Below are 25,017 nucleotides of genomic sequence, written 5' to 3' on the forward strand. Positions count from 1 at the left end.
GCGCGCGCGGCGGACCCTTTCTTCAGATTTCGTGGGCCGAGCCAAATGTTACTTCCCGTCGATTGCCTTCTTAATCTCCGTGCGCAGCACCTCCGAGTGAGGGTTCTTCACGGTATGGCCGGTGATGATTTCGGTCGGGGTGACCGGCTTGCCGTAATAGGCTCGGCTCCATTCATCGCGTGAAATCAGCGCGGCCCCTTCCAACGACACGCCCGCGAACAGGCCTTTGGCCCGTACGAACGACAACAGGTCCGCGCTCAAATTCGGCGTGGTTGCGCCTGCGACACCGGCTCCGACCGGCCCCACCGCGACTGACCCGTCGGCTCCCAATTTAAAATTGCCGAGCAGGAGCGAGTCCACTCCTCGCTGGGTCAGCACGAGCAACACGACTTCCGATATCTGCGCGCCGAACTGAAATCCGAAACTGGCGGCTCCCATGGTAAAGAAGGCCGGTTCGCTCCATTCGCCGGTCTTCTCATCCCTGGCTACGAAGACACCGCTGCCGCCGGCTGCGCCATAGAGCAACGCGCCTTTCATGTATTGCGGCACGATGAAAAGGCCTTTGGCGTCTTTAATGTGGTCGCGAAACCAGGACATGTTGGAGTCGGCAAGAAAGTTGGCGAGGGTCATGCGGGACTGATCCACCAGGTCCCGTTGTTCGCGGTCGTCGGCAAGGGCGGAGACGGGAGCCATCCACGCGAGCAGGGACAGGAGCAGCGCCGCCAGGGTGCTGTGGCAGGATCGGTTTTGGAGCAGGTGATGTCGAATCATGGGAATGGGGACTCCCTCGCGGTTGTGAATCAAGCCGTGCTTTGTTATGGTGACCGATTGCACGAACGAACAGACGGCTCACACTCTACCGAGGATGGCTATGGCGACGAACGATAAGCAAGTAATTTTTTCACTGGTCGGTGTCGGCAAGGTCTATCCGCCGAAGAAGCAGGTCCTGCGCGATATCTACCTGGGCTTTTACTACGGCGCCAAGATCGGCGTGCTGGGGTTGAACGGGTCCGGAAAAAGCTCATTGCTCAAAATTATTGCCGGGACCGATCCCAACTATGTCGGTGAGATCACCCGCTCGAAGGGCTACAGTGTCGGACTGCTCGAACAGGAACCGCAACTCGACCCCAACAAGACCGTCAAAGAGGTCGTCGAGGAAGGCAAGAAGGAACTGGTCGCCTTGCTGCACGAGTACGAGGCGGTCAGCAACAGCATGGGCGAAGCCGGCCCCGATGAGATGGAAAAGCTCATCGACAAACAGGCTCAATTGCAGGAAAAGATCGAAGCGGCCAACGGCTGGGAACTGGAGAGCGAACTCGAAATCGCCATGGATGCACTGCGCTGTCCCCCCGCAGATCAGAAAGTGAACGTGCTATCAGGAGGTGAAAAACGCCGCGTGGCCCTCTGCCGACTCATGATTCAGGAGCCCGACATTTTGCTGCTCGACGAGCCGACCAATCACCTCGATGCGGAATCCGTGCAATGGCTGGAGCAGCACCTGCAACAGTACAAGGGTACGGTCATCGCCGTGACGCACGACCGCTATTTTCTCGACAACGTGGCGGGCTGGATTCTGGAACTCGATCGCGGCTCCGGCATTCCCTTCCAAGGCAACTACACGGCGTGGCTCGAACAGAAGCAGGATCGGTTGGAGAAGGAAGAGAAGGCCGAATCCAAGCGCAAGAAAACACTCGAGCATGAGTTGGAATGGATTCGCATGTCGCCGAAGGCCCGGCAGTCGAAGGGTAAGGCACGTCTCAACCGATATGAGGAATTAGTCAATCAAAAGCAGGACCAACTGGCCGCCGATCTGGAAATCTATATTCCGCCGGGACCTCGGCTCGGCGATCTGGTGGTCGAGGCCAAGGGCATCAGCAAGGCGTTCGGCGACAACGTGCTCTATGAAAATGTCGAATTCAGCCTGCCGAAGGGCGGCATCGTCGGCGTCGTCGGTCCCAACGGCGCAGGCAAAACGACCATGTTTCGCATGATTATCGGCAAGGAGAAGCCGGATACGGGCACCATCCGCATCGGCGAGACGGTCAAGCTCGGCTATGTGGATCAGGATCGTTCGCTCGATCCCAACAAGACGGTGTACGAAGTCATTTCCGACGGCCAGGACACGATCATGCTGGGCAAAGCCGAAGTGAATGCCCGCGGCTACTGCGCGCGCTTCAACTTCGCCGGCACCGATCAGCAGAAGAAGGTGAAGGATCTGTCAGGCGGCGAGCGGAACCGCGTGCATCTCGCGCGTATGTTGAAAGAAGGGGCCAACCTCATCATCCTCGACGAACCGACGAACGATCTGGATGTGAACACGTTGCGCGCATTGGAAGAGGGGTTGGAAGGATTCGCCGGCTGCGCCGTCATCAGCAGTCACGATCGCTGGTTCTTGGACCGCGTCGCCACCCATATCATGGCCTTCGAAGGCGACAGCAAAGTGGTGTGGTACGAGGGCAACTACAGCGAATACGAAGCCGATCGTAAGAAACGGCTCGGCAAAGAAGCCGACCAGCCGCATCGGATACGCTATCGCAAACTGACCAGGAATTAGCAGGCTGTTGAAAAAGGGCTGCCAGCGGCGTTCTCAGTCGCACGCCTCCCTGCGACGTACCCGGAGGGTACGCCTCAGTCGTCGTGCTTCCTGCGGCCTTGCTGGACAGCCTTTTTGAACAGCCTGCGATGGTTCTCAGCTTGTCACGATTCTTGCCGGAGAAACATCCGTTTTTCCGACTCAGCCGTAGATTCACACATGAGCATGTTACTGGGACGTTCCCTGTGCTGTTGGCTCGCGACGCTGCTGCTGACCTCCGTGTCCTGCACGACTGCCGATCCTCCTCGGGTCCTCTCCCCTGAGCCTCGTGCCTCCCACACCAGAGCGACACTGCACTTGGGGCACAAGGAATTGGCGGATGGCCGGTTCGTCGGAATGGCCTTTTCCGGTGGGGGAAGCCGCGCGGCGGTGTTCGGGGCGGCGGTGATGAAGGAATTGGACCGGCTGGGTGTGCTCCAGCAGGTCGATGTGCTGTCTGCGGTATCCGGAGGGGCACTGCCCGCGGCGTCTTACGCGCTGGAGGGGTATCGTGATTTCAATTTCCAGAACGGGTTTGCGGAATTGGTCGGACGGGATTTTCAAGGCGCGATGCTGGGTCCCTGGTATACCGTTCCCCAGAACGCGATCCGGTATGCCGTGACCGATCGGGTTCCAGCCGAACAGGTCATTCGCGTCCTGGACGACCGGCTTTTTCGCGGCGCGACCTTTGCCGATTTGAATCCTTCGAAGCCGATTCTTCTGCTGAACTCGACCGATGCCCTCACCGGCGATCCACTGGTCATTTCCGATGAACGGTTCGCGGAGCTACACCAGCCGCTGGCGCCCTTCAGCATCGCCCGCGCCGTCTATATGTCGGCGGCCTATCCCGGGGTGCTGGAGCCGCTGGCCATCTCGGATGGAGAGGCAGGTCGCAACGGGTCTGGCTCCTTGCCGATATTGGCGTACGATGGAGGCGCGGCTGACAATCTCGGCATTCGAACCCTCATGCAAGTTGTAGAGAGTGCGTTGTCGGAACGGTCGATGATGGACCTCTTTCCGCAGGGCTGTCTGGTCATCTCTGTTGATGCCACCGGGCGGCAGAGAAACGACTCGCGCAAACCGCTTTCTGCCGCTGCGGCTCTGCTCAGAGGCCATCGGCGCAACGTGCTGGAGCTGGCCGGGATTCCTGTGTCACAGCAGGATGCGTCGATGTTCGGCACCTTTCAGGTGGGCATGAACGGAAACGGCGGGTCCTGCCGCTTCTGGCACATTGCGTTACGCCAGTTGCCGGACAGCGATCCATTGGGCGATCGCGTGACCCATATCAAGACGAATCTCGGGTTGTCGGCGGAAGATCAGGCGGCCCTCGCCACCGCAGCGGCCCGGCTCGTGGCGAAGGGCCGCGAGGAGATGCATCAAGCCGACGGGTGGGCCGAGTTTATGAGTGCCCGGCCCGCACTGCTCACGCATCCATGACGACACCCCTCATGACCCGGCGCGTGTTTGTGACCGGCGCAACCGGCTATCTTGGCGCGCGGCTCATTCCGTTGTTGCTTGAACGGGGTCATCAGGTGACCGCCCTGGCTCGGCCGGAATCAGTCCGTAGGGTTCCCACCGGATGCCAGATCGTCGTCGGCAATCCGCTGGAGAGCGGGACGTTCGTTGAGCAGGTGCTCGGCGCCGATACCCTCGTGCACCTGGTGGGTGTGCCGAAACCTGCACCCTGGAAAGGCTCGCAGTTCCGCGCCATCGACGGGCCTTCGGCCATGGCAGCGATCCGTGCAGCCCGCGAAGCGGGCGTGCGACATATGGTTTATGTCAGCGTGGCGCATCCGGCTCCCGTCATGCGGGACTATATTGCCGTGCGTAGCGAATGCGAAGCGGCGATTGCGGGAGCGGGGTTGGTCGCGACGATCCTCAGGCCCTGGTATATTCTCGGTCCGGGTCATTGGTGGCCAGTGGCGCTGCAGCCGGTCTATCGGCTGATGGAGCAGTTCCCGGGAACGAGAGCCGTCGCTCTGAGGCTGGGTTTGGTCACAATTCACGAGATGCTCATGACGACGCTGTGGGCGATTGAACAGCCACCGTCCGGTAGTCGGGTGATCGAGGTGCCGGAGATCCGTCGCCTCGGCCGGAGTGACGCATGAAACCGACCGCTTTGATTACCGGGGCCGGCGGGCTGATCGGCGGGTACCTCGTCAGAACCGCTGCGCGCTGGGCCCCGCAGTGGAACGTGTGCGGTGTCACCAGGACCGAGACGGATTTGACCGACTCGATGCAGGTACGGGAACTCTGGCGCCGATCGAGACCGGCTCTGGTCATCCACTGTGCGGCCCTGAGCCGAACCGGCGCCTGCGAGCAGGACCCGGCGCGGGCCAGGCACATCAATGTCGATGCGACTCGCGCTCTGGCTGCCGCCGCCCGGGACATCCCCTTTATTTTTCTATCTACTGATCAGGTGTTCGACGGCGCGAAGGGCTGGTATGTCGAAACGGATGCGGTGCATCCCCTGAATGTGTATGGACAGACGAAGGCAGAAGCGGAGCAGGTGGTACTCGAGAATCCGGTCCATTCAATCGTTCGTATCGCCCTGACGGCGGGCACCTCGCCGACTCACGACCGGAGTTTTGTCGAAGACATGTTGCGGGCTGCGGGCAAGGGGACGAAGCTGACGCTCTTCACGGACGAGTTCCGCTGCCCCATTCCGGCCGGACCATTGGTGCGTGCCCTGTGGGAGTTTGCCGCTCAGCCGCGGGCGGGCCTCTATCACCTGGGTGGGAGCGAGCGGTTGTCTCGATGGGAAATCGGTGAGTTGCTGGCGAGGCGCTATCCGGAACTCCGGCCCTGGATTCAACCCGGGTCAGTCGCCGACTATCATGGCCCGCCGCGTCCTCCGGACCTCTCGATGCGAAGCGACAAGATGCAGGCGCTGCTGTCGTTCCGCCTGCCGGGTTTTCGTCACTGGCTCAATGGTGACTTCTCGGTCGGCGACGATCCCTGGGGCACAGGTCAGTGAGGCAAGGTGCGAATGTAGGCCAGCACATTCCGAATGTCGCGTTCGGAGAGGAGGCCTTTCCAGGACGGCATGTTCGGTTTGCCTTCATGAATGGTGGCCAGCAGGGCACGGTCGGATTTTTTTCTGGTCGCCGGTGCCGTGAGATTCGCTGGATCGGGCCCCAGTAGTTTGTATCCATCCCCTTTGCCTTGAACTCCGTGACATCCGGCGCAGTGTTTGATGAAGAGCGTCTTACCCTTCGCAGGGTGAGCCGCTTTCGGGGAAGCATTCTCGCCGGCCTCGGATTGCATCGGGAGTGTCGCCGCAAAGGCCATCGCGAGGATCAGCACGTTGACGAAACCCATGTTCATAACGGTCCCTCCGGTGTGATGTGACGGTGCGTGCCGCAGTGCATGTCCGGAATCATACCCGCCTCTGAACCCGAATGCCATTCGACTCCTGCGACCCTGTCTTGAGCGTGACCGCCATAGTACAATCGCAGACTCTGTGCGGTGAAGACGATTCGTTGTCAGTCCACCTCCGGTAGCTGATCGCATGACACTGCGAGATCCCCTGTCCCTCCTCATCACCGCCTGGGCGGCCTCCGCAGCCTTGATGGTCCTGCTCTGGTTGATCGAGCGCCGCATACGTAACGCGTCCATCGCCGATGTGGGCTGGTGTTACGGGCTGGCACTGGTGGTGTGGTGGTACGCAGGCTCCGGTGCGGGAGAACCGGCCAGGCGCTTGCTGGTGGCGTTGATGATCTCTCTCTATGCCGTCCGCCTGGGCACACACGTGCTCATCGACCGGGTGTGGCGCAAGCAGGAGGATGGGCGATATCGGGCTTTGCGCCATCAATGGGGCGCGCACGAGTCCTCGCGCATGTTCTGGTATTTCCAGCTCCAGGCTGCCGCCATCGCGTTTTTTTCTCTCCCGCCGCTTGTGGTCATGCAGAACCCCCATCCGCCGTTTCATTTTTGGGACCTGATTGGATTTCTCTGGTGGGCTGTGGCGGTCACGGGTGAGGCTGTGGCCGATCGGCAGCTGGCTGCGTTTCGCAGCAAACCGTGGAATACCGGTCGTGTGTGCCGGATCGGTCTGTGGCGCTACTCACGCCATCCCAACTACTTCTTCGAATGGCTGCACTGGTGGAGTTATGTGTGGATGGCGCTGGCGATTCCTACGGGAGGCTGGGGCCTGACGCTGATCGGTCCGATGGTCATGGGCGTAGCGCTGCTGAAGGTCACCGGCATTCCCTGGACGGAAGCGCAGAGCATGGCAAGCCGTGGTGAGGAATATGCGGAGTACCGGCGCACCACCAACGCATTCTTTCCCTGGTTTCCGCGCCGGATAAGCGCAAAACGTGAAACGTGAAAGGCACTTCGCGGGGACTCAGAGCATATGGCTGATGGCCCTCTCTTTGCACCATACGCTCCTCTATCCGGATGAGAGACGAACCACACTTCACGAACGACGGACCAAGGTGACGACCTTTCTACGCATCTCGCGGCGATTCCAGGAGAACTATATAACGGGGGCTACGGTTTGTCGGTGAGTTCAGTCAGTCGTGCACGCGCCGTTTTGGCGGCGGGACTGTCCGGGTAATGACGGAGAATGTCTTCGTACAGTTCCCTGGCGTGGGCCTTGTTGGTCTGGCGCTCTTCGAACTGGGCCGTCTCGAGCATCTGCGCAGCCTGGTCGGGACCGCAGGCGGAGAGTGCCAGCAGAAGAGTCGAGACGATCCACGTGGCGACTCTGTTCATGCGACGGTCCTTTCGGCTGACGTGTCGCGCAATGTCGTGATGAGTTGAGACATGTGCGTAGTGTCGCCCAAGACGCCGGGAGTTGCAAGAAGGCAGGGTCGAGGTGACACTCGATGTCAGGGGGATTCGTGCTCGCGGATGCCGTATCGCGGAGAGGTGATGGCTTCGCTGCGGCAGCGCGGGCAGCGGCTGGGGCGGGTGAGTCTCGTTCGTTCGCGGAAGACGTACGTGCACTCCTGGCATTCCGACGGTTCAAGCAGGAATGTCCGCGCGGGATCGCGAGACAGGGTTTTGACGATATGCGTCATATGGTCTTCCACCTGTCGTTCCGGCATGCCGAGCAGTTGCGCCAGTTGGTGAGAAGACAACAGAGTACCGGTCAACAGCTCGATGATCCGCCGTCGTGGTGTCAGTCCGGGTGACAACATCAGCGGGTATCTTAGGGGAACGGCCTGCCGATGAAAAGGCAGGAATCAGCCCCCGCGATCTTGTTATACTACGCAAGACTGCCCGAGCTTCCTTCCGCAACGAGAGATGCTGCTATGAGTGGACCGCCGTGGGACGAGTTGGCCGAGCTGGCGTTGTCTCGCCTCTGCGCGGCCGGGGTCGAGTATGCGGATATCCGTCTGCTCGATACCACGACGCGGACGATCACCGGTGAAGATCGGCGCATCGCTCACATTCGTGAGGGCACCGATCGCGGGTTTGGTATTCGGGTGCTGCATCGCGGCGCCTGGGGATTTGCGGCCAGCTCCATCATTTCCCTCGAAGAAATTCCGCGTGTTGCGGACCTTGCCGTAGAAATTGCCAAAGGATCGGCCTCGCTCGCCATCACGAAGGTGCATCTGGCGCCTGAGCCGGTGCATCGTGATCGTATCGTCACTCCCTGTCGACTGGATCCCTTTGCGGTTCCTCTTGAAGAACAAACGTCGTTGCTGCTGAACACCATGGATGTGATTCAGCGACACCCGGGGATCGCCAGAAGCCAGGCCAGTTTCTGGGCCCAACGGGACCGCAAACTGTTCGCCTCCTCGGAAGGCTCACATCTTGAGTTCACCCTGCTGGCGGTGCAGGGCGAGTGCAGCGCGACGGCGGTTCAGGACGGACGGTTTGCCACGCGTTCGTTCAACAGCCCGCATTTGCGCATGGGGTATGAGTTGATCCGCGACACCGACTTTGCCCGCGAAGGGGCGCGCATCGCCGAACAGGCCGTGGAAAAGGTGCGGGCGCCGGTAATCGAGGCCGGGCGATACGATCTGGTACTCGATCCGGAACATCTGTCGTTGACGATGCATGAGTCCTGTGGACATCCCAGTGAGTTGGATCGCGCGCTCGGCTACGAGGCGAATTATGCCGGCACCAGTTTTCTGACGCCGGATAAACGCGGCACCTATCGCTATGGCTCGTCCCACGTGAATCTGGTGGCCGACAACACCGAACCGCAGACGCTGGCGGCGACGGGGTACGACGACGATGGCGTGAGTTGCCAGAAGTGGGACATCGTGCGGGAGGGACTCTTCGTCGGATACTGCACGAACCGCGAGGTGGCGCCGCGTATCAACGAAGAACGTTCTCGTGGTTCCAATCGGGCCGATAGCTGGGGGAGCGTGCCGATGGTGCGTATCGCGAACATCGGACTGGAGCCGGGCGCGGCGACCCTCGATGAACTGCTGACCGATGTGAAGCGGGGGATCTACATCGAAGGTCACGGTTCCTATAGTATCGATCAACGACGGTACAATTTTCAGTTCGGGGGCGATGCGTTCTGGCTGATTGAAAACGGTCGCCGTACGCACATGGTGAGGGACGTGATCTACCACGGCATTACCCCGGAGTTTTGGGGGCGGTGTGACGGCGTTGCCGATCGCAGTCATCGACGCCGGTATGGATTTATTACCTGCGGCAAAGGCCAACCGGGCCAATCGGGCTGGATGACCCATGCTGCCTCCCATGCCCGGTTCAGGCGTGTGGATGTCATTGCCGGAGAAGCGAAGGCCAACGAATGACGTCGTCGATCACTCCCTCCTGGCCCAAGTTGACGGGACGGCAGGAATTCGAGTTCCTGGCCGATCTGGTGATGAGTCATTCGACCGGGGACCACACCTGCCTGTCGTTGCGCGATGTCCACGGCGGCACGACTCGCTTTGCCAACAATCAGGTCATTCAGAATGTAAATCAGCGACGCGGCGCCCTGTCGATCACGGTGGCTTTCGGACGACAACACGGCACAGCGAGCACGACGGATTTCACCGCCGGCGCGGTGCGGGAAACCTTGAAGCAGGCCGAGTGCATCGCCCGCATCTCTCCCGAAGATCCCGAGTATCTTCCCCCCGTCGGGCCGCAGACCTACCTGTCGCTGCCGACCTCGCGTCCCGAAACGAGTGCGGCTGGACCCGCGCGGCGGCTCGACTATGCGCGTGAGGCCATCGGCCAATGCAAGATGGAGAATTTAAACGCGGCCGGGACGGTGTCGTCCAGCACGGCCATCGTGGGGCTGGCGGCTGACACGGGATTGCGGGCCTACGAGGAACGTACCGAGGCCCGGTTCAGCCTGACGGTGCAGGCCGGCGAGGCCACCGGCTGGTCGGCGGCGGCTCATCGGTCAATCGATCGTTTGCATGTACAGGAGCGCACGCTGGCGGCCATCATCAAGGCCAAACGAGGAGCGGATGAACCGCAGGAGTTGCCGCCCGGCCGGTACACGGTCATTTTGGAGCCGGCGGCCGTCGCAGGGCTGCTGAGCTGGATGATTTGGATGCTGGACGCGAAATCCTTCTATAAAGGGACGAGTCCGTTCAGTAGAAAACTGAACACCCGCATCCTCGACCGACGCCTCTCCCTGTTCAATCAGCCGGCCCATGCCGACCTGCTCGGCCACGGATTCACGAGTGAGGGCCTCCCGGTCATCGAATCCAGTTGGATTGAGGCGGGGGTGCTGAACCAGTTGTTGCACGACCGGTATACCGCGCAGGAACATGGGATCGATCCGCTGACGACGCTGGAGTCTCCCTACCTCTCCGGTGAACGTCCCGTCGGCACAAGGGTGGATGACCTGATTCGCACGACCCAGCGAGGCATCCTGGTGACGAATTTCTGGTACATCCGCCCCGTCAATCCATCCGACCTGACACTCACCGGCATGACGCGGGATGGCACCTTCCTCATTGAAAACGGGGAGATCACCTCGGCCGTCCGGAACTTCCGGTTTCACGAGAGCCCCCTGCGAGCCTTCAACCAGGTGGAGACCTACACCGCCCCGGTCGAAGCGGTCACGTCGGAAACCGGGAAGGCCCTGGTGCCTGCCATGAGGATCCACGACTTTAATTTTTCAAGCGTCACTCGATTCTAAGCCTGCTCGGGGTGACGGAAATCGAGGGCTTCGAAGGGCAAAAAACCTGTTCCGGCCATTGACTCGGACTAGTGGAAAGAGTAATGAATGAACGAGTACCGACCGATAAGATGCCGGTGTCCCTATGAAGCGTAAACAGCAGCGCTTAGCCGAAAAACCGATTCATCTCCTAACGTTCGCTCCCGACAAGGGTGATAAAGGAGCGGTGAATCCGTTTGCGCCTTCGCCGTTGCGCGCGGCGATCGGAAAGGTGTTCGTCAAGCTGGAAGATATGACCGAGCGGTTCGAGGATTGGTGCCAGTACGGCAACTCTGAGGACCGGACGGAACAGCCGTTGGGACAACGGGTCTCGAAATGGCTGGGAGCTCCTGTCGCGCGTCATATCGAGCATGAGGTCCAGGAGGAACACGGGCTGGTTCCCGCCCGTCGGTGGGATGGCGCAGTCGGTGATCTCATTTTCCGGTTGCGCGACCGTGCGGGCTTTGTGCAACGCGCGTTGACCGCGCAGGCTCGTGAGCTCAAGGAGTGGGTGATCGAACATACCCGGTCCACCCAGGCGGAAGTCGATCAATTGCGGGAACAGGTGTCGACTCAACAGGTCCAGGTCGAAGAGTTGACGGCGCAGCTGCAAGATTTGCGGGCTCTGGTGACCTCCCAGCAGAAAGTCTTGATGTACATGGGCAAGGACATGGAGCTGGCGCAGCCTGCCGAGCTGGAGCTCTCCCTCGTGCCGTCACGCGCGATTCCATACCGTGACCGTGACAAGAAATCCTCGAGAGACCGACGGGAGGCTTCTGCCGAAGCATCCCAGACTCCCTACCTCAACGCCTGATTCCTGCCGATCGAGCAGGACGCTGAAAACGACCGCCAGCTTTGTTCTCGCATCGTTCAGAACCTCAACGTACCCCAGCGGGAAAGAGTCTGGCGCGGTAGGTGCGGGGCAGGCGGGTAAGCACGTAACGCCTCGGCGAAGACACGGCCGGGTCACCGTCTCGCCGGCGTCCACAGACGTGGCGCTCATTACTCCTCGCGCCGTGGACCTCGCTGGACGACCGTTTTGAGCGTCCCGCATTCGAGCTATTCCAACCGATCTTCTCTTGCCGACATGCTCCGACTAGCAACTTCTCGACGGGACTGCTAATTTGTGCCGTTCTGTGGGGCGGCGGAGTCGTCGCGGGTGACGGCGCGGTCCGTCCGACATACGAAGAACCGAGCAGGAGAGGGGCGATGGTAAAGGGGCGGTATGCGAGGGCGCTGGTTCACGGCTTGATGGTCGCGGGGTTGGCGTGGCCTGTTTCGGGTGGAGTCGCGCGAGCAGAGGTCACGCTGTTCGAGAATCTCGGCTCTCTACATCATCAGATCACGACCAACTCAGACCTCGCGCAAAAATTTTTCGATCAAGGGCTCCGGCTGGTCTATGCCTTCAATCACGAGGAGGCGATTACGGCCTTCACCGAGGCCTCCCGTCTCGATCCCGATGCGCCCATGCCCTATTGGGGTGTGGCGTTGAGCCTGGGGCCGAACATCAACGCGGCCATGGATCCCAAGGTAGAGCCACGTGCCGTGGAGGCGGTTCAGAAGGCCACTGCGCGTCTGTCGCAGGCCACCGCCAGGGAGCGAGCCTACGTGGAAGCCCTTGCCGCTCGCTACTTGGCTAAAAAATCAGTCACCCGCAAGGCGAAGGACGAAGCCTATGCCAAAGCGATGCGTCAGGTGGCGCGAGAGGCTCCCGACGATGCCGATGCCGCGACCATAGCGGCTGAAGCCATGATGGTGCTCCGGCCCTGGGACTACTGGCGCGCGGATGGACGGCCTCAACCGGGGACGGAGGAGATCCTGGCCATCTTGGAAGCGGCGCTGCGGCAGCACCCGGATCATCCGGGTGCCTGTCACTATTACATTCATGCGGTCGAAGCTTCACCCGACCCTCAGCGCGCGCTCGACTGTGCGAAGCGGTTGCCCTCGCTGATGCCGGGTGCCGGACATCTGGTGCATATGCCGGCGCATATCTACATGCGGCTGGGGCGTTATCGGGAGGCGTCGGAGCGCAATGCGACCGCCGCGATGGTGGATCATGAGTATTTGTCCCGTCACCCCCTTGAGGGCAACTACGCATCGGGATACTATGCGCACAACCTCCATTTCCTGAACGCCTCCTTGATGATGGAAGGCCGAAGCGCGGAAGCCCTGCAAGTCGCGCGGGATCTCCTGGCGAAGGTTCCGGCTGACGAGATTGCCAGGGAGCCGTCGCTGGAATGGTATGCGCCGACGGTGCTGCTGACCATGGCCCGCTTCGGCCAGTGGGGCGACCTGATCAGACATCCGCCGCCGTCCAAGAGTCTGCGGCTCACCACAGGTCTGTGGCATTTTTCGCGCGGGTTGGCCTTTGCCGCGACGACACGATTCGGGAGCGCCGAGGGGGAATTGTCGAATCTCCGGAAGGCGATGAAGCCATTCGCTCGCGCCAAGACGGCGGAAGGCAAGATCAGTCGCACGATGTTGAAGGTGGCCGAACGGATCCTGGTCGGGGAAATGGCCGCGCGGCGCGGGCAATACGAGCAGGGAATTCAGGCCTTACGCGAGGCGCTGCAGTTGGAGGCGTCGTTGCCCTACAGCGAGCCGCCGTTCTGGGTTCAGCCGGTTCGCCACAACCTGGGAGCGGTGCTGTTGCTGGCGGAACGTCCGACCGAGGCTGAAGCCGTGTACCGGGAAGACTTGCGCCTCAACCCCGAGAATGGATGGGCGTTGTACGGACTGATGCAGAGCCTGCGGGCTCAGAACAAGGAGGCGACCCAGGAAGAAGCCCGGTTTCGTGCTGCATGGGGACAGGCCGACGTGACATTGACGGGGTCTCGATTTTAGCGTTCCGCGCCGGATCGGCCCCGGAGCCCATCGCTGTGCCAGACAAAGGACACGAAATGCTGAAGACGGATTACGTGTTTCATGCCACTCAAGAGGCACGTGAATTGGAACGGTTGCAGATGCTGGAGCGGATCTTCGATCCGAGCACGCAACGACGCATGTTAGCCACCGGGTTGACGACCGGGTGGCACTGCCTGGAGGTGGGGGCGGGCGCCGGCTCCATCGTGCGTTGGTTGGAGCAGCGGGTCGGGCCATCCGGCAAGGTGGTCGCGGTCGACACGAACCCGAGGTTCCTGCGCGGGAGCGGCAGCTCGACCATCGAAATCCTGCAAGGGGATATCTGTGACATGGAACTTCCGCCCGCCGCGTTCGATCTGGTGCACGCGCGGTATGTGATGATTCATATCGCGGACTATCAGACGGCGTTCGAGCGGATGCTGCGGTGCGTCAAACCGGGCGGCTGGGTCGTGATCGAAGAACCGGATTTTCAAGCGGCTCGCGCCGTGACCGGACCGGACGAGGCGCGGGCGGCATTCGGGCGAGTGAGCGATGCGATCGAACGGATGTTCACGTCCCTCGGGATGGACCATGCGTTAGGTGCGAAGTTGCCCGTGTTGTTCCGGCGCCACCACCTGGACCAGGTGACGGTGGAACACGAGGGGCATTTATCCGCCGGCGGCGACCTGATTCCGCAGATGATGAAATTGTCTGCCGAGCAGCTTCAAGCGAAGTATGTGGCGACAGGGCTAGTGACCGAGTCCGATATTGAGCAGTATGGGAGGCTTGCCGACGATCCGGACTTCTGGGCCATTTATTACGCGACGGTAGCGGTGACCGGCTGGTGGCAGCCGCAATGCGGCGGGCGAACCCAAGGATAGGCATGCGATACATTGTAGGAGTCATGGGGCCGGCCAAGGCCAGGAAAAAAGATGTCGACAATGCTCGCGTGTTGGGCGAATTGATTGCGCGACGCGAGTGGGTGGTGCTGACCGGCGGTCGTGACGTCGGCGTGATGGATGCCGCCTGTCAGGGCGCCAAGAAGGTTCCCGGCAGCCTGACGATCGGGGTGCTGCCTTCGGCTCGTGAACGTGTGTCCAAGTATGTCGATCTGGCCATCATCACCGAAATGGGCAATGCCCGCAACAACGTCAACGTCATGTCCAGCAATGTGGTGGTGGTCTGCGGGCTGATGGGGGCCGGCACCGTGTCGGAGGTGGCGCTTGCGCTCAAGGCGGGAAAGCCGGTGATTCTGGTCGGGGCCACGCCGGCCGAGGAGAAATTTTTCAAGAAACTCGGCGGGCGGCTCATCGCTTCCGTGGACAGTCCGGAAGAAGCCATCGGGCTCATGCTGAAGCAGTTCGAACAGCAGCAACCGGATCTTGTGCAGGGGGCGCGCTCCTGGGGCGGAGTCTGACAAGCTGTTGAAAAAGCCCGCCAGCTTCGTTCTCGCATCGCTCTTAGGCTCAACGTACCGCAAGGGTACGCCTCGCCTCCTCGCATTGCTGCGGCCTTGCTGGACGACCTTTTTGAACAGCTTGTGAACACGTGCGATTCTCTCGCCCGCCAGGGCCGTTCTCGTTCGGCCTTCTCGACGGACCGCACGTACACCTGCGTCGGCCTCACTTGCGAGCAGCCCCGGCGGGCTTCGGGCTCAAACGCCTCGCGACGGGCTACATGAAGCGTATCCGTCGGGGAGAAGAGCGTATGGCTGATGGCGTATCGCCGGCTGCAAAGACTTTCACTCTCTCTGTCGGACTATACGCTATGAGCTATTCGCCATACGCTCATTTCTCCGGACGAGAGACGGACGACGCTTCACGAACGACGACGGAAGGGGGCAGCCTTTTAGGGAGCAGCGGGAGATCCGGATAGCGCGCCTTTTTCCAGCAGCACACCGGAACTGTCGAAGGGGAGGCGGCCGTCCTTGGTATACAGCACACCTGTGACGTGGTAGGTGAGCGGCTGGTCGCCGGAGAAGGATAGTAGCTGGCGGACGACCTGTAAGGTCGAGGTACTTGTTTCGACCGATGTGACGGAATCGCTCAGCCTGGGGACGACCAGTTCCTTATTACCGAGCCCACGGACCAACCGGTTATCATTCAGATCGAGCCGGAAGTCGATGCCGGTGACGGCGAGATCGAAATCATTGGGGTTCCGAATACGAAGATCCACCTGAAGTCGCTGTTCGAAGGCACTTGCCTCGAGCGGCGTGACGTTGGTCACCAGGACTTCCGGTGCCTCCCCTTTCATGAACCAGGAGGCGCATCCGGAAAGCATCAGCGCCGCTATCAATCCCGCACAGAAAATCAGTCGTTTCATCCCGCCTATCATATAGAAACATCCGTTCGATTGCGACGCTCGTAGATAACAGCTGGATGTGGAAAAAGGCCGCCTGCGGCGTTCTCGCATCGCTCTGAGGCGCCGCCCGGAAAAATCACCGGCACTGCAATCGCAGCGGGATGAGTGCTTTGGTAAGATGAGCAGCGAGGAGCCGGGTCAGTTGCAGGGAGGACTTATTCTATGAATATCGTGATACGCCGAGGCATGTATACGTGGCTGGTTCTGGCGATGGTGCTGGCAGGTTCACTGGCTTCGGTCGGGCAGGCCGCGGGTCCTGCCGGTCCGGCGAAAGCCTATTTTGCCGGAGGGTGTTTCTGGTGCATGGAGGAAGTGTTCGAGAAAGTGCCGGGCGTCATATCGGTGACCAGCGGATATATGGGCGGGCGGGTCGAACACCCCAGCTATGAGCAGGTCTCTGCCGGTGGAACGGGTCATGCCGAGTCGGTGGAGGTGGTCTACGATCCAGCCAAGGTCAGTTACACCGCCTTGCTCGACGCCTTTTGGCACAATGTGGACCCGGTCACGCCGAACGCACAGTTTTGCGACCATGGCAGCCAATACCGCGCGGTGATCTTTTACCAGGGCGACGAGGAGAAGCACCTGGCGGAGGAGTCAAAAGGCGCCATCGAGCAATCCGGGCGGCTCCCAGGGAGGATTGTTACGGAACTCACCCTGGCGTCGACGTTTTATCCGGCCGAGGACTATCACCAGGATTTTTATAAAAAGAATCCGGTCCGGTACAAATTCTACAAATATAACTGCGGGCGGGCGCAGCGACTGGAAGATCTCTGGGGGGCTCCATGACAGGTGAGGGTTCGCAAGCGTGGCTCGCTCGACTGATCCGCGAATGCCGGACGATTGCCGTGGTGGGATTGTCGTCGAATCCGGCACGACCGTCCTACCGCGTGGCTGCCTACATGCAGCAGCAGGGCAAGGTGGTGGTTCCGGTCAATCCGCGAGAGTCGGACGTGTTGGGGGAGCGGGCTTATCCGGCCCTCTCTGCTGTGCCCGGTCCGGTCGATATGGTGAATATTTTCAGACGATCTGAAGAGGCGGGCGCGGTCGTCGATGAAGCCATCCTTATCAAGGCCAAGGCGGTCTGGCTCCAGGAGGGTGTGATCGACGAGGCGGCGGCTGAGCGTGCCCGCCGGGCCGGACTGCAGGTGGTGATGGATCGTTGCTGGCTGAAGGAGCATATGCGTTGCGTCAGCGAGCACGGCCCGGATGTCAGGTCGGCGAACGCATGACTGTGGATCGTTCCCTGCTCCGCCTGATCCTGGTTATTGCCTGGCTGAATGGGGTGCATACGATCGACCACATCATGCGGGGAGACTTCCACTGGCCGCTTGACGGGCAATCGGTTGGTGTTGTGCTCGTCGTTGCCGCCATCTACCTCGTGATTGGAATGGGAGTACGGCTGTCCCGCAGAGGGGGTGTCGGGCCCCTGTTCTGGGCCATCGTCGGATGCGGAGGATTGGTGTTTGTATGGTTGGCCCACTTCAGTCCCTTCACCGACCAGCCGTTGCACGTGATCTACGGGAGCTATCACAATGCCACGGGTGGCGCTTTCGCGGTGTTTTGTCTGATGCTGATGATGAGTTTCGTGCTGGCGGCGACGCTCTATTCGTTCTACCTGTGGCATCGCCAACGTCACATCACTGTGTCGCGTCCCGTTTCGCGGTAACCTCGTTCCCTCACCTGCCATCGATTTCCCTCAGGGCCGATTTCTGTCATTTTCTTGAGCATTCCGTCCCTCCATGGAATAGTGACATGACGGTGCGCCGCGCCTTTCTTGCACCGGCTTCCATACCATTCATTCCTGGAGGTTACAGCCATGATGCCCTTGCTCACGGTGTGCGGTCGTTTGTTGTTCGCGCTTCCCATGGGGTTCTTCGTGATGGGCTGTACACAGTCGGCCCTGCAGGCACCCTCTCCGCAAGAAAATCTTGGCATGGGCATCGTGACGGGAACGCTCGGAGCGCAAATTCCGGTTGCAGCCACGGTCGGTGACCAGCCCGGCGGGTCATTGGTCGGTCAGGTGCAAGCCGTGGAAGGCGGAGCGTATCTGGTCCGCGATGTTCGCGGGCAGGAATATCGTATCCCCCATGATCAAAACACGAGGATCGATCGACCGGCTCATGTGGGCGATCGTATCCAATCCTGGTTCGATCGGCAGGGCCGAGCCGTGCTCATCAGAAGCCTCGATGAGGAGGCCCGGTAGGACGAGCCAGGCCCACGCCGCTCTAGTCCTCGCACGATCATGCAAGAGCCGGAATGGAATTCCCGTTGGGAGCGTGTCGCCCGCGTGCTCTGCCCATTTGTGGTGGCAGGGTGCCTGGTGGTGATGATGCCTCCGGTGAGCCGGGTCGCGATCGATCCCGGCATGCGGGACGTTCCGTTTTCTCGCGCGTCCGAATCGATCACCTCGCTGATTGCCCGCTCTGCCGCGCAGTACGGGCTCGACCCCGCCCTCCTGCGGGCCGTGATCAAGGTCGAATCGAATTTCAATTCGGAAGCCGTGTCGTCGAAAGGGGCCATCGGGTTGATGCAGCTCATGCCACTGACCGCGGCGGCGCTCCATGTGCTGGATCCGTTCGATCCGAAAGACAATATCCATGCGGGTGCGGCGCTGCTTCGCCGGCTCTTGAACCGGTTCGACGGGGACCTTTCGTTGGCGCTGGCTGCGTATCATGTCGGTGAGACGCGAGTCAGGCAGACGCTCGGCACGCCGGCGCTTCCCGCGACGCAGCTCTATGTCGAACGCGTGCTGGGTCATTACCATCGATTCCGCGCGGAGGCTCATCAGACGGCTTCGCAATCCAGGGCGCGGGAATCAGGCGGCGAGGTATTCCTGGCTTCTCCTCGGGTGCGTGAATGAAGCCGGTCTGTGCATTGACAGCTGGCCCGCTGCAGGCATGCGGCGTCGGTTGCATTTTCCGCTAGGAACGGGTACGGGATTCTGACTCGCGCAATCGCGACGCGACGGCCTCCGGCCGCTAAGCCGGTGGAAACCAGACCACGATTTTTGAGGATAGTGATGAAGAAAAGCGATCGGACTGCTCGTTTGGCTCAGTCGGATATCCGTGCCATGACCCTCGCTTGTGCCAAGGTGAACGGAATCAATATGTCTCAGGGCGTGTGCGATACCCCCGTTCCTCCGGTCGTGGTGCAGGGCGCGCAACAGGCGATGGCCCAAGGGCACAACATCTATTCACGCTTTGACGGCATTCTGGAATTGCGGCAGGCTATCGCCGACAAACTCGCCGCATACAATCGAATCACGGCGGACCCGGACGTCAATATTACGGTGAGCGCCGGCGCCACCGGATCGTTTCAGGCCACCTGCATGGCGTTGCTGAATCCCGGCGACGAAGTGATTCTCTTTGAGCCCTTCTACGCCTACCACATTCAGGCGATCGTTGCGGTCGAGGCCGTGCCCCGCTGTGTGCCGATGCGACCGCCGGACTGGACGGTGGATTTCAAAGGCCTGGAGCAGGCGATCACGTCCAGGACCAAGGCGATCGTCGTGAACACTCCGGGAAACCCTTCCGGAAAGGTCTTTACACGACGGGAGTTGGAACAGATTGCGGAGACGGCCTGCCGCCATGACGTGATGGTGATCACGGACGAAATTTATGAATATTTCGTGTTCGATGGGCGGGAGCACGTGAGCATGGCGTCTCTCCCCGGGATGGCCGACCGCACCATTACCATCGGGGGTTACTCGAAAACGTTCAGTATCACCGGTTGGCGCATCGGCTATAGCGTGGCGGAGGCCACGTGGGCGAAGGCCATCGGCGCGATGAGTGATGTGTTGTATGTCTGCGCGCCAACCCCGCTGCAGCATGGTGTTGCCGCGGGGATTCGTGCGCTCGGCCCGTCGTTTTACAGCGACCTGACGAAGGAGCATCAGGAAAAGCGCGATCGATTCTGCGACGCGTTGGCCAAAGCGGGACTGCCCCCTGCCGTGCCGCAGGGCGCGTATTACGTGCTGGCGGATGTCTCCCGGCTACCGGGAAAGACGAGTCGCGAGCGCGCGCTGTATCTGTTGGACAAGACAGGGGTGGCAGGCGTGCCGGGCGAAGCGTTTTTTGAAGGGCCGGACGGGAGTCGGTTTATGCGATTTTGTATGGCGAAGACCGACACAGATCTGGAGCGAGCCAGTCAGGCGATCGAACGATTCAGGTCATAAGCTAGCAGGATCCGGTAAAAGGCCGTCAGCGACGTTCTCGCCCGACACTGCCGCTGGTTAGCCGGGCCCGTTTCAGCGTGACCGCGTCTGCCAGGACGCGGTTCTCGTCATCGCCCCCGGGTGGCCTTTTTTCGAGCTATCCAGCGATACAGCCCGATCAATTTCCACACACTGACGCCCTGTCGATTGAGACGATTCAGGGTGAGGAATCGGCCCTGGATAGGAGGCGGCCGGGTGAGGCGTGACGTTCTCGCGGGCTCACCCGCTGGCCTCGAAATGGTTGCGCGGCCGGCTGGTGGCGCAATATGAGACAATCGGTGCAACTGGTTGAAATGAGCCACAATTCACATGATGCTTGAGACAGGCGGGTATGCGTGGTAAATAAATAGTTTCGAAGAAACACAAGAAGAAGAGTGCGTACGGAAACACTAGGGATTCACACGATGAAGTTGAACCGTCTGTCGTTCTTGTCGATCTGCTTCGGTGCGCTGGTGTTGCAGGCCTGTAGTCATGCGCCACGGCCACAGGAGGCTTCCTGGGCGGAGCCTGTGTCGGGGGAAATTTCCCTCCATCGGGCTGAACATGCGGTCCTTGCAGGCGAATGGGAATATGAGGAAAGCGGGATGGTGGTGCCGTTGAGATTGGATCAATTCGGCAACGGTTCGTATGACTTTAAGGATGGACGGTTTCGGACGGATGTCCTCTCCGATCACCGTTGGGCCGGGGCCTGGGCTCAACGGGAAAACGATCGGGAAGGCGGATTCGAGATCACCCTGTCGCCAGACTACTTGGAAGGCGAAGGTCGTTGGTGGTACACACGCATCGAGAGTGATGCCGCGCCGACCAAGGCCGGTGGAACGTTCCACGTGATGAAGGTGCAATCGATCGTCGAGAACCAGCCTGTGCCCGGCGCGCGCGCCTCCCAGTAGAGACCAGAGTCACGTGCCGGCAACGGGGTCCACCCGTTCATAGAGCGCTGAGTAGTCCACATCTCCCAGCCCCAGGGCAATCGTGTCGATGAGCAGTGATCGGACGCCCGGAAGTCCGCCGGGAGAGAGCTGGGCGCTGTCTGCGGCGGCGAGGGTCAACTCCACATCTTTCAGCAGGTGGCGGGTCGAAAAGTTCGGCCGGGCATAGTTGCGTTCCGCCAGTCGAGGCAACTTCTTATCGAACGTCGGTGCATACAGCGCACTCTTGCGTAACACCGCCATAAAATTCTCCACATCGACCCCGCCACGGCGGATGAGTCCCAGACTGAGGGCGAACGCTGCCGTTTCTGCGGCAATGAGCTGATTCAGCGCCAGCTTCATCACGGCGGCTTTTCCGACCGGGCCGATCAGGCGCACGTCCGAACTGAGGGCCTGCAGGAGCGGTGCCCATGCGGCATAACGCTCCGGAGTCGCACCGACCATGATCAGCAGGGCGCCCGATTTGGCTTCGGCGATACTTCCCAGCACCGGCGCTTCCAAGTACTGTCCGCCGAGGCGCTCGATCTCTTCTCCGATCGAGCAACTTTCCGACGGGCCGATCGTGCCCATCTGAATGATGGTGCGTCCGCCGAGCGCCTGGCTGGTGGAGGGATCGAGCAGCACGGCACGGATAGCCGCCGCGTCTGCCAACAGGAGGATGACCACCTCTGCAGCGGCGATGGCTTCTACCGCAGTCGAGGCGATGTGAAGACCCTGTTGCCGCAGCGACAGGGTCTTTTCAGGGGTACGATTATAGGCCGACAGGTGATGACCGGTGGCATGCAGCCGTTCGGCCACCGCCTGCCCCAGCAACCCTGTGCCTAGCAAGGCCACATTCATATGGAAAACCTCCATCCTGTATGCGAGACGGTCATCGTACAGAGAAGCGGCCGCGGTTGAAAGGGTCAAGGGAGAGGGGCGCGAAGGTCTCTACTTGCGGCACTGAGTTGAATGAGGTGTGTGCGCGTCGGTGTGGTCAGGTCTGTGCCGATGGCCAAGGTGCCCTTCACCCTGGGATCGGCGCGGTTGAACGTAAACGGATGGCCTGCGGCCGTGGTGGCGCGCCCTCCGCTTTCTTCGATCAACAGGACGCCGGCGGCGATGTCCCACTCATTGCCCCCTTCCAGCGTCACGACGGCATCGGCCTGTCCGGCTGCGACCAGGGCGAGGGCGTAAGCAATAGATCCGATCGGACGGCAATGGAGATGGGGCTCCAGGGCCTGAAAGCGGCCGACCCGGAGTTCCCATGGATTCACGAGCGCGAGTGGGCGCTCCGGCGGGGTGAACGGAGCCTGGCCGGCTTCTGCCTGGCGCTCAACGCGGATGCCCTGGCCGCGAATGGCCGAGAAGAATTCACCGGTCGCGGGATTGAAGATGGCTGCAACGGCCGGCATGCCCTGCTCAACGAGCGCCACTGAGAGGGAGAATTCCGGCAGGCCTCGCACGAATGAGCGCGTTCCATCGATCGGATCGACGATCCAGACCCGTGATCTGGTCAGGCGATTGTGGTTGTCCTCGGTTTCCTCCGACAACCAGCCATCCTCCGGAAATGCCGCCGACAAATGGTCCCGAAGGATCTGATTGACCGCCAGGTCGGCAGAGGTGACGGGTGACTGATCCGGCTTGGTGTAGGTGTCGAATCCGGTGGCCGCCATTCGAAGGGCTTCACGCCCGGCCCGCCTCATGGCTTCCGACAAGATGCTGAGTTCATGATCCATCGTCACAGGGGCTCCCGGTTCGCAGAGAAGGGTGATGGCTGCATGTCTTCACCGTACCAGGTCTTGGCTCGGGAGCAAAGCCCGGAGTGGCGGGCACCGCTTCCGCTCTTGACCCTCCCTCCGGTTCCGCGTACAAGCTGGAATGACGATGAAGTTGAAGCACAAACATTCCCGCAAAGCGGGGTTGCCGCCCGGCACGCTGGTCCATATCGGCGAAAAAAAGTCCGAGACGGTCACGATCTCGGTGTACGAATACGGCGAGGGACAGTTTCAAGAGCGAACGGTGTCGAAACCGGACGAGATCGCGATGACGGGGGAGCCGACGGTCCGATGGGTGGACGTCGGCGGCATCCACAAGATGGAGGTGCTGGAGAGTTTCGGGAAAATGTTCGGCCTCCATCCCTTGCTGCTGGAAGATATCGCGAATACCGACCAACGTCCGAAACTCGACGACTACGGCTCGTACGGATATGTGGTGCTCAAGATGCTGTACGAAGGGGACCGGGAGGGCGATATCAATGTCGAGCAGGTCAGCCTGGTATTCGGTGAGAACTTTCTCCTGTCGTTTCAAGAGAACGGCGGGGATGTCTTTCAAGGTGTGAAGGAACGGCTGCGGAACGGGAAAGGCCGGTTACGTCATGCCGGCGCGGATTATCTCTTGTACGCCCTGATGGACTCGATTGTGGACCGGTATTTCGTCATTCTGGAGACGCTGGGAGAAAGAATTGAAGCGCTCCAGGATCTGTGCGTCACGAACCCCGGTCCGGAGACATTGCGCGATATCCACGGCCTCAAGCGGCAACTGCTGTTTCTGCGTCGCTCCGTCTGGCCGCTCCGGGATGTGATGAACAATTTGTCGCGTTCGGACGGCCAATTTCTGCAGGGTTCGACGAAGGTGTTTTTCCGCGATGTCTATGACCACATCATTCAGATCGGCGATACGATCGAGACCTTGCGCGAAATGGTGTCGTCCATGATGGAAGTGTATCTCTCCAGCGTGAGCTATCGCTTGAACGGCGTCATGAAAGTGTTGACGATCATCACGACTATTTTCATGCCGCTCAGCTTTATCGCCAGCATCTACGGGATGAATTTCGAGCACATGCCGGAATTAAAATCGCCCTGGGGATATCCAGCCGTACTCGGCGTCATGGCCGCAACCGGGCTGGCCATGCTGTATTTTTTCAAGCAAAAGAAGTGGCTGTGATGGTGTGCAGAATGGGGCCGTCAATCCAAGACTTCAGCGCGATCCACAAAGTAGGCGGTCTCTCCGAAGCAGGTGGTGGGGATATAGCGGAATTCCTTATAATGGAGGACCACTCGTTTTCCCATCTGCCCGTCGAGTTTCTTGGCCACGGCATCATCCCACACGCTGAAACTCCATAATACCGGTGCGACGCCGGGCACAGTCGTCATGGCGAGTTCGCCTTCCTGGGTCTTGCAAATCCACCCTTTCCGAGAAAGCTTCTGGAGATAACCTACGCGGTCTCCGTCTGAATAACTCCAGTTGAAGATGATCAGGAGATAGGCGGCCCCGCCGAAAAAGAGCAACGTGAAGAGAAGTTTCGGTCTCCACAGCCAGGCTACCGGAAACAGAATGGTTTCCCACCACGTCATGGGGAGCGCTCCTTTCCCGACGGTTAGCGTACGTCTTGAAACAGCCAGGGGGCTTGTGTGCGGCGGCGTTGCTCGTATTCCGTGATCCGACCGGCATGTTGGAGCGTGAGGCCGATCGCGTCCAATCCTCGATACAGGCAATCTTTTCGAAACGGATCGATCTCGAAATGGTAGGTCGCGCCGTCCGGCGTCGTGACCTGCTGCGCCGCCAGGTCCACCGTCAGCTGATAGCCTTCACGGGCCGTCACGCCTTCGAACAGGGCTTGGATTTCTGACCCCTTCAGCACCACCGGGAGAATGCCGTTTTGAAAGCAGTTGTTGTAGAAGATGTCCGCGAAGCTGGGGGCGAGGACGCAACGGAACCCTTGATCGAGCAACGCCCAAGGTGCATGTTCACGCGACGATCCGCAGCCGAAGTTATCCCGCGCCAGTAGAATCGTGGCCTTCTGATAACGAGGCTGGTTCAGGAAGAAGGCGGGATCCTGCGAGCCATCCTTCAGCCGCCGCCAATCGTAGAACAGTCCTTCGCGCAGGCCCGTCCGCTTGATGGTCTTCAAAAACTGTTTCGGAATGATCTGATCGGTATCGACATTGAGCCGGTCCAAGGGAGCGACCAGTCCGGTGAGTGTTGTGAATGCGTCCATAGATGTCCTCGTGTGTCCTCTTCGGCTTCGTGCCTG

At 60.6% G+C, this 25,017-nt stretch carries 28 protein-coding genes; 19 read left to right on the forward strand and 9 right to left on the reverse strand.

The window, feature by feature from the left end:
- Positions 1–48: 48 nt before the first annotated feature.
- Complete coding sequence (locus tag H8K11_02335) at positions 49–771, reverse strand: lipid-binding SYLF domain-containing protein (protein MCS6262568.1); 723 nt, start codon at positions 769–771, stop codon at positions 49–51.
- Positions 772–871: 100 nt separating this feature from the next.
- Between H8K11_02335 and ettA the strand changes: the two genes are divergently transcribed.
- The 4 genes from ettA (at position 872) to H8K11_02355 (ending at position 5,549) form a co-directional block, all read left to right on the forward strand.
- Positions 872–2,554, forward strand: a complete 1,683-nt coding sequence (ettA, locus tag H8K11_02340) for an energy-dependent translational throttle protein EttA (GenBank protein ID MCS6262569.1) — start codon at positions 872–874, stop codon at positions 2,552–2,554.
- Positions 2,555–2,752: 198 nt separating this feature from the next.
- Positions 2,753–4,009, forward strand: a complete 1,257-nt coding sequence (locus tag H8K11_02345) for a patatin-like phospholipase family protein (GenBank protein ID MCS6262570.1) — start codon at positions 2,753–2,755, stop codon at positions 4,007–4,009.
- Complete coding sequence (locus H8K11_02350) at positions 4,006–4,680, forward strand: NAD(P)H-binding protein (protein ID MCS6262571.1); 675 nt, start codon at positions 4,006–4,008, stop codon at positions 4,678–4,680. Before H8K11_02345 ends, H8K11_02350 begins: the two co-directional genes overlap by 4 nt.
- Entirely contained in the window at positions 4,677–5,549 is an 873-nt protein-coding gene (locus H8K11_02355) for an SDR family oxidoreductase (protein ID MCS6262572.1), read from the forward strand. The genes H8K11_02350 and H8K11_02355 overlap by 4 nt, the downstream gene beginning before the upstream one ends.
- Here the strand turns inward: H8K11_02355 and H8K11_02360 are convergent.
- Positions 5,543–5,899: a cytochrome c gene (locus tag H8K11_02360; GenBank protein MCS6262573.1), complete on the reverse strand. Its 357-nt coding sequence runs from the start codon at positions 5,897–5,899 to the stop codon at positions 5,543–5,545. The genes H8K11_02355 and H8K11_02360 overlap by 7 nt on opposite strands.
- A gap of 190 nt (positions 5,900–6,089) precedes the next feature.
- Between H8K11_02360 and H8K11_02365 the strand changes: the two genes are divergently transcribed.
- Positions 6,090–6,902, forward strand: coding sequence for a DUF1295 domain-containing protein (locus H8K11_02365; GenBank protein MCS6262574.1), 813 nt, complete (start codon positions 6,090–6,092; stop codon positions 6,900–6,902).
- Positions 6,903–7,066: 164 nt separating this feature from the next.
- On the opposite strand, the gene H8K11_02370 is transcribed toward H8K11_02365, so the two are convergent.
- Together H8K11_02370 and H8K11_02375 are read right to left on the reverse strand one after the other, a co-directional pair.
- On the reverse strand, positions 7,067–7,291 hold the full coding sequence (locus H8K11_02370; protein MCS6262575.1) for a hypothetical protein: 225 nt from the start codon (positions 7,289–7,291) through the stop codon (positions 7,067–7,069).
- A 116-nt stretch (positions 7,292–7,407) separates the two neighbouring features.
- Positions 7,408–7,719 carry a transcriptional regulator gene (locus H8K11_02375; GenBank protein ID MCS6262576.1) on the reverse strand — a complete coding sequence of 104 codons (312 nt, stop codon included), beginning with the start codon at positions 7,717–7,719 and terminating at the stop codon, positions 7,408–7,410.
- A gap of 114 nt (positions 7,720–7,833) precedes the next feature.
- Here H8K11_02375 and H8K11_02380 point away from each other — a divergent pair, with 114 nt between their 5' ends.
- The 6 genes from H8K11_02380 (at position 7,834) to H8K11_02405 (ending at position 14,916) form a co-directional block, all read left to right on the forward strand.
- Positions 7,834–9,297, forward strand: a complete 1,464-nt coding sequence (locus H8K11_02380; GenBank protein MCS6262577.1) for a TldD/PmbA family protein — start codon at positions 7,834–7,836, stop codon at positions 9,295–9,297.
- On the forward strand, positions 9,294–10,640 hold the full coding sequence (locus tag H8K11_02385; protein MCS6262578.1) for a TldD/PmbA family protein: 1,347 nt from the start codon (positions 9,294–9,296) through the stop codon (positions 10,638–10,640). Before H8K11_02380 ends, H8K11_02385 begins: the two co-directional genes overlap by 4 nt.
- A 124-nt stretch (positions 10,641–10,764) precedes the next feature.
- Positions 10,765–11,472, forward strand: coding sequence for a hypothetical protein (locus H8K11_02390; GenBank protein MCS6262579.1), 708 nt, complete (start codon positions 10,765–10,767; stop codon positions 11,470–11,472).
- A 395-nt stretch (positions 11,473–11,867) separates the two neighbouring features.
- Positions 11,868–13,502 carry a hypothetical protein gene (locus H8K11_02395; protein ID MCS6262580.1) on the forward strand — a complete coding sequence of 545 codons (1,635 nt, stop codon included), beginning with the start codon at positions 11,868–11,870 and terminating at the stop codon, positions 13,500–13,502.
- A 56-nt stretch (positions 13,503–13,558) separates the two neighbouring features.
- On the forward strand, positions 13,559–14,380 hold the full coding sequence (locus H8K11_02400; GenBank protein ID MCS6262581.1) for a methyltransferase domain-containing protein: 822 nt from the start codon (positions 13,559–13,561) through the stop codon (positions 14,378–14,380).
- A gap of 2 nt (positions 14,381–14,382) precedes the next feature.
- Positions 14,383–14,916, forward strand: a complete 534-nt coding sequence (locus tag H8K11_02405; protein MCS6262582.1) for an LOG family protein — start codon at positions 14,383–14,385, stop codon at positions 14,914–14,916.
- A 431-nt stretch (positions 14,917–15,347) separates the two neighbouring features.
- Here the strand turns inward: H8K11_02405 and H8K11_02410 are convergent, their stop codons facing one another.
- A complete protein-coding gene (locus tag H8K11_02410) occupies positions 15,348–15,821 on the reverse strand; it encodes an LEA type 2 family protein (protein ID MCS6262583.1) in 474 nt (157 codons plus the stop codon).
- A 201-nt stretch (positions 15,822–16,022) separates the two neighbouring features.
- On the opposite strand from H8K11_02410, the gene msrA reads away from it, so the two are divergent.
- From msrA to H8K11_02445, 7 genes are all read left to right on the forward strand, one after another.
- Positions 16,023–16,646, forward strand: a complete 624-nt coding sequence (gene msrA, locus H8K11_02415) for a peptide-methionine (S)-S-oxide reductase MsrA (GenBank protein MCS6262584.1) — start codon at positions 16,023–16,025, stop codon at positions 16,644–16,646.
- The gene (locus H8K11_02420) at positions 16,643–17,089 is read left to right on the forward strand and encodes a CoA-binding protein (GenBank protein ID MCS6262585.1); all 447 of its coding nucleotides are present in this window, start codon (positions 16,643–16,645) and stop codon (positions 17,087–17,089) included. Before msrA ends, H8K11_02420 begins: the two co-directional genes overlap by 4 nt.
- Positions 17,086–17,526 carry a hypothetical protein gene (locus H8K11_02425; GenBank protein MCS6262586.1) on the forward strand — a complete coding sequence of 147 codons (441 nt, stop codon included), beginning with the start codon at positions 17,086–17,088 and terminating at the stop codon, positions 17,524–17,526. Before H8K11_02420 ends, H8K11_02425 begins: the two co-directional genes overlap by 4 nt.
- 150 nt (positions 17,527–17,676) lie before the next feature.
- Positions 17,677–18,063, forward strand: a complete 387-nt coding sequence (locus H8K11_02430; GenBank protein MCS6262587.1) for a hypothetical protein — start codon at positions 17,677–17,679, stop codon at positions 18,061–18,063.
- Between the two features lie 39 nt (positions 18,064–18,102).
- On the forward strand, positions 18,103–18,720 hold the full coding sequence (locus H8K11_02435; GenBank protein ID MCS6262588.1) for a lytic transglycosylase domain-containing protein: 618 nt from the start codon (positions 18,103–18,105) through the stop codon (positions 18,718–18,720).
- A gap of 159 nt (positions 18,721–18,879) precedes the next feature.
- Entirely contained in the window at positions 18,880–20,034 is a 1,155-nt protein-coding gene (locus tag H8K11_02440; GenBank protein ID MCS6262589.1) for a pyridoxal phosphate-dependent aminotransferase, read from the forward strand.
- A gap of 443 nt (positions 20,035–20,477) precedes the next feature.
- A complete protein-coding gene (locus H8K11_02445) occupies positions 20,478–20,963 on the forward strand; it encodes a hypothetical protein (GenBank protein MCS6262590.1) in 486 nt (161 codons plus the stop codon).
- 9 nt (positions 20,964–20,972) lie between these two features.
- Here the strand turns inward: H8K11_02445 and H8K11_02450 are convergent, their stop codons facing one another.
- Together H8K11_02450 and H8K11_02455 are read right to left on the reverse strand one after the other, a co-directional pair.
- Positions 20,973–21,842 (reverse strand): NAD(P)-dependent oxidoreductase, encoded by an 870-nt coding sequence (locus H8K11_02450; protein MCS6262591.1) that lies wholly within the window; start codon positions 21,840–21,842, stop codon positions 20,973–20,975.
- Positions 21,843–21,907: 65 nt separating this feature from the next.
- Complete coding sequence (locus H8K11_02455; protein MCS6262592.1) at positions 21,908–22,726, reverse strand: 3'(2'),5'-bisphosphate nucleotidase CysQ; 819 nt, start codon at positions 22,724–22,726, stop codon at positions 21,908–21,910.
- Positions 22,727–22,862: 136 nt separating this feature from the next.
- Between H8K11_02455 and corA the strand changes: the two genes are divergently transcribed.
- Positions 22,863–23,927: a magnesium/cobalt transporter CorA gene (gene corA, locus H8K11_02460; protein ID MCS6262593.1), complete on the forward strand. Its 1,065-nt coding sequence runs from the start codon at positions 22,863–22,865 to the stop codon at positions 23,925–23,927.
- A 20-nt stretch (positions 23,928–23,947) separates the two neighbouring features.
- On the opposite strand, the gene H8K11_02465 is transcribed toward corA, so the two are convergent.
- Together H8K11_02465 and leuD are read right to left on the reverse strand one after the other, a co-directional pair.
- Positions 23,948–24,298, reverse strand: a complete 351-nt coding sequence (locus H8K11_02465) for a hypothetical protein (protein MCS6262594.1) — start codon at positions 24,296–24,298, stop codon at positions 23,948–23,950.
- 62 nt (positions 24,299–24,360) lie between these two features.
- Positions 24,361–24,981: a 3-isopropylmalate dehydratase small subunit gene (leuD, locus tag H8K11_02470; GenBank protein ID MCS6262595.1), complete on the reverse strand. Its 621-nt coding sequence runs from the start codon at positions 24,979–24,981 to the stop codon at positions 24,361–24,363.
- Positions 24,982–25,017 lie beyond the last annotated feature (36 nt).

Source organism: Nitrospira sp. (assembly GCA_024998565.1).
Classification (GTDB): Bacteria; Nitrospirota; Nitrospiria; order Nitrospirales; family Nitrospiraceae; genus Nitrospira_A.

Coding starts and splice junctions, on each gene's coding strand:
- H8K11_02435 (MCS6262588.1), top strand. CDS start 18,103: ATGCAAGAGCCGGAATGGAATTCCCGTTGGGAGCGTGTCGCCCGCGTG.
- H8K11_02425 (MCS6262586.1), top strand. CDS start 17,086: ATGACTGTGGATCGTTCCCTGCTCCGCCTGATCCTGGTTATTGCCTGG.
- corA (MCS6262593.1), top strand. CDS start 22,863: ATGACGATGAAGTTGAAGCACAAACATTCCCGCAAAGCGGGGTTGCCG.
- H8K11_02400 (MCS6262581.1), top strand. CDS start 13,559: ATGCTGAAGACGGATTACGTGTTTCATGCCACTCAAGAGGCACGTGAA.
- H8K11_02370 (MCS6262575.1), bottom strand. CDS start 7,291: ATGAACAGAGTCGCCACGTGGATCGTCTCGACTCTTCTGCTGGCACTC.
- H8K11_02350 (MCS6262571.1), top strand. CDS start 4,006: ATGACGACACCCCTCATGACCCGGCGCGTGTTTGTGACCGGCGCAACC.
- H8K11_02440 (MCS6262589.1), top strand. CDS start 18,880: ATGAAGAAAAGCGATCGGACTGCTCGTTTGGCTCAGTCGGATATCCGT.
- H8K11_02375 (MCS6262576.1), bottom strand. CDS start 7,719: ATGTTGTCACCCGGACTGACACCACGACGGCGGATCATCGAGCTGTTG.
- msrA (MCS6262584.1), top strand. CDS start 16,023: ATGAATATCGTGATACGCCGAGGCATGTATACGTGGCTGGTTCTGGCG.
- H8K11_02355 (MCS6262572.1), top strand. CDS start 4,677: ATGAAACCGACCGCTTTGATTACCGGGGCCGGCGGGCTGATCGGCGGG.
- H8K11_02420 (MCS6262585.1), top strand. CDS start 16,643: ATGACAGGTGAGGGTTCGCAAGCGTGGCTCGCTCGACTGATCCGCGAA.
- H8K11_02450 (MCS6262591.1), bottom strand. CDS start 21,842: ATGAATGTGGCCTTGCTAGGCACAGGGTTGCTGGGGCAGGCGGTGGCC.
- H8K11_02445 (MCS6262590.1), top strand. CDS start 20,478: ATGAAGTTGAACCGTCTGTCGTTCTTGTCGATCTGCTTCGGTGCGCTG.
- H8K11_02345 (MCS6262570.1), top strand. CDS start 2,753: ATGAGCATGTTACTGGGACGTTCCCTGTGCTGTTGGCTCGCGACGCTG.
- H8K11_02390 (MCS6262579.1), top strand. CDS start 10,765: ATGAAGCGTAAACAGCAGCGCTTAGCCGAAAAACCGATTCATCTCCTA.
- H8K11_02360 (MCS6262573.1), bottom strand. CDS start 5,899: ATGAACATGGGTTTCGTCAACGTGCTGATCCTCGCGATGGCCTTTGCG.
- H8K11_02395 (MCS6262580.1), top strand. CDS start 11,868: ATGGTAAAGGGGCGGTATGCGAGGGCGCTGGTTCACGGCTTGATGGTC.
- H8K11_02380 (MCS6262577.1), top strand. CDS start 7,834: ATGAGTGGACCGCCGTGGGACGAGTTGGCCGAGCTGGCGTTGTCTCGC.
- ettA (MCS6262569.1), top strand. CDS start 872: ATGGCGACGAACGATAAGCAAGTAATTTTTTCACTGGTCGGTGTCGGC.
- H8K11_02405 (MCS6262582.1), top strand. CDS start 14,383: ATGCGATACATTGTAGGAGTCATGGGGCCGGCCAAGGCCAGGAAAAAA.
- H8K11_02410 (MCS6262583.1), bottom strand. CDS start 15,821: ATGAAACGACTGATTTTCTGTGCGGGATTGATAGCGGCGCTGATGCTT.
- H8K11_02385 (MCS6262578.1), top strand. CDS start 9,294: ATGACGTCGTCGATCACTCCCTCCTGGCCCAAGTTGACGGGACGGCAG.
- leuD (MCS6262595.1), bottom strand. CDS start 24,981: ATGGACGCATTCACAACACTCACCGGACTGGTCGCTCCCTTGGACCGG.
- H8K11_02430 (MCS6262587.1), top strand. CDS start 17,677: ATGATGCCCTTGCTCACGGTGTGCGGTCGTTTGTTGTTCGCGCTTCCC.
- H8K11_02335 (MCS6262568.1), bottom strand. CDS start 771: ATGATTCGACATCACCTGCTCCAAAACCGATCCTGCCACAGCACCCTG.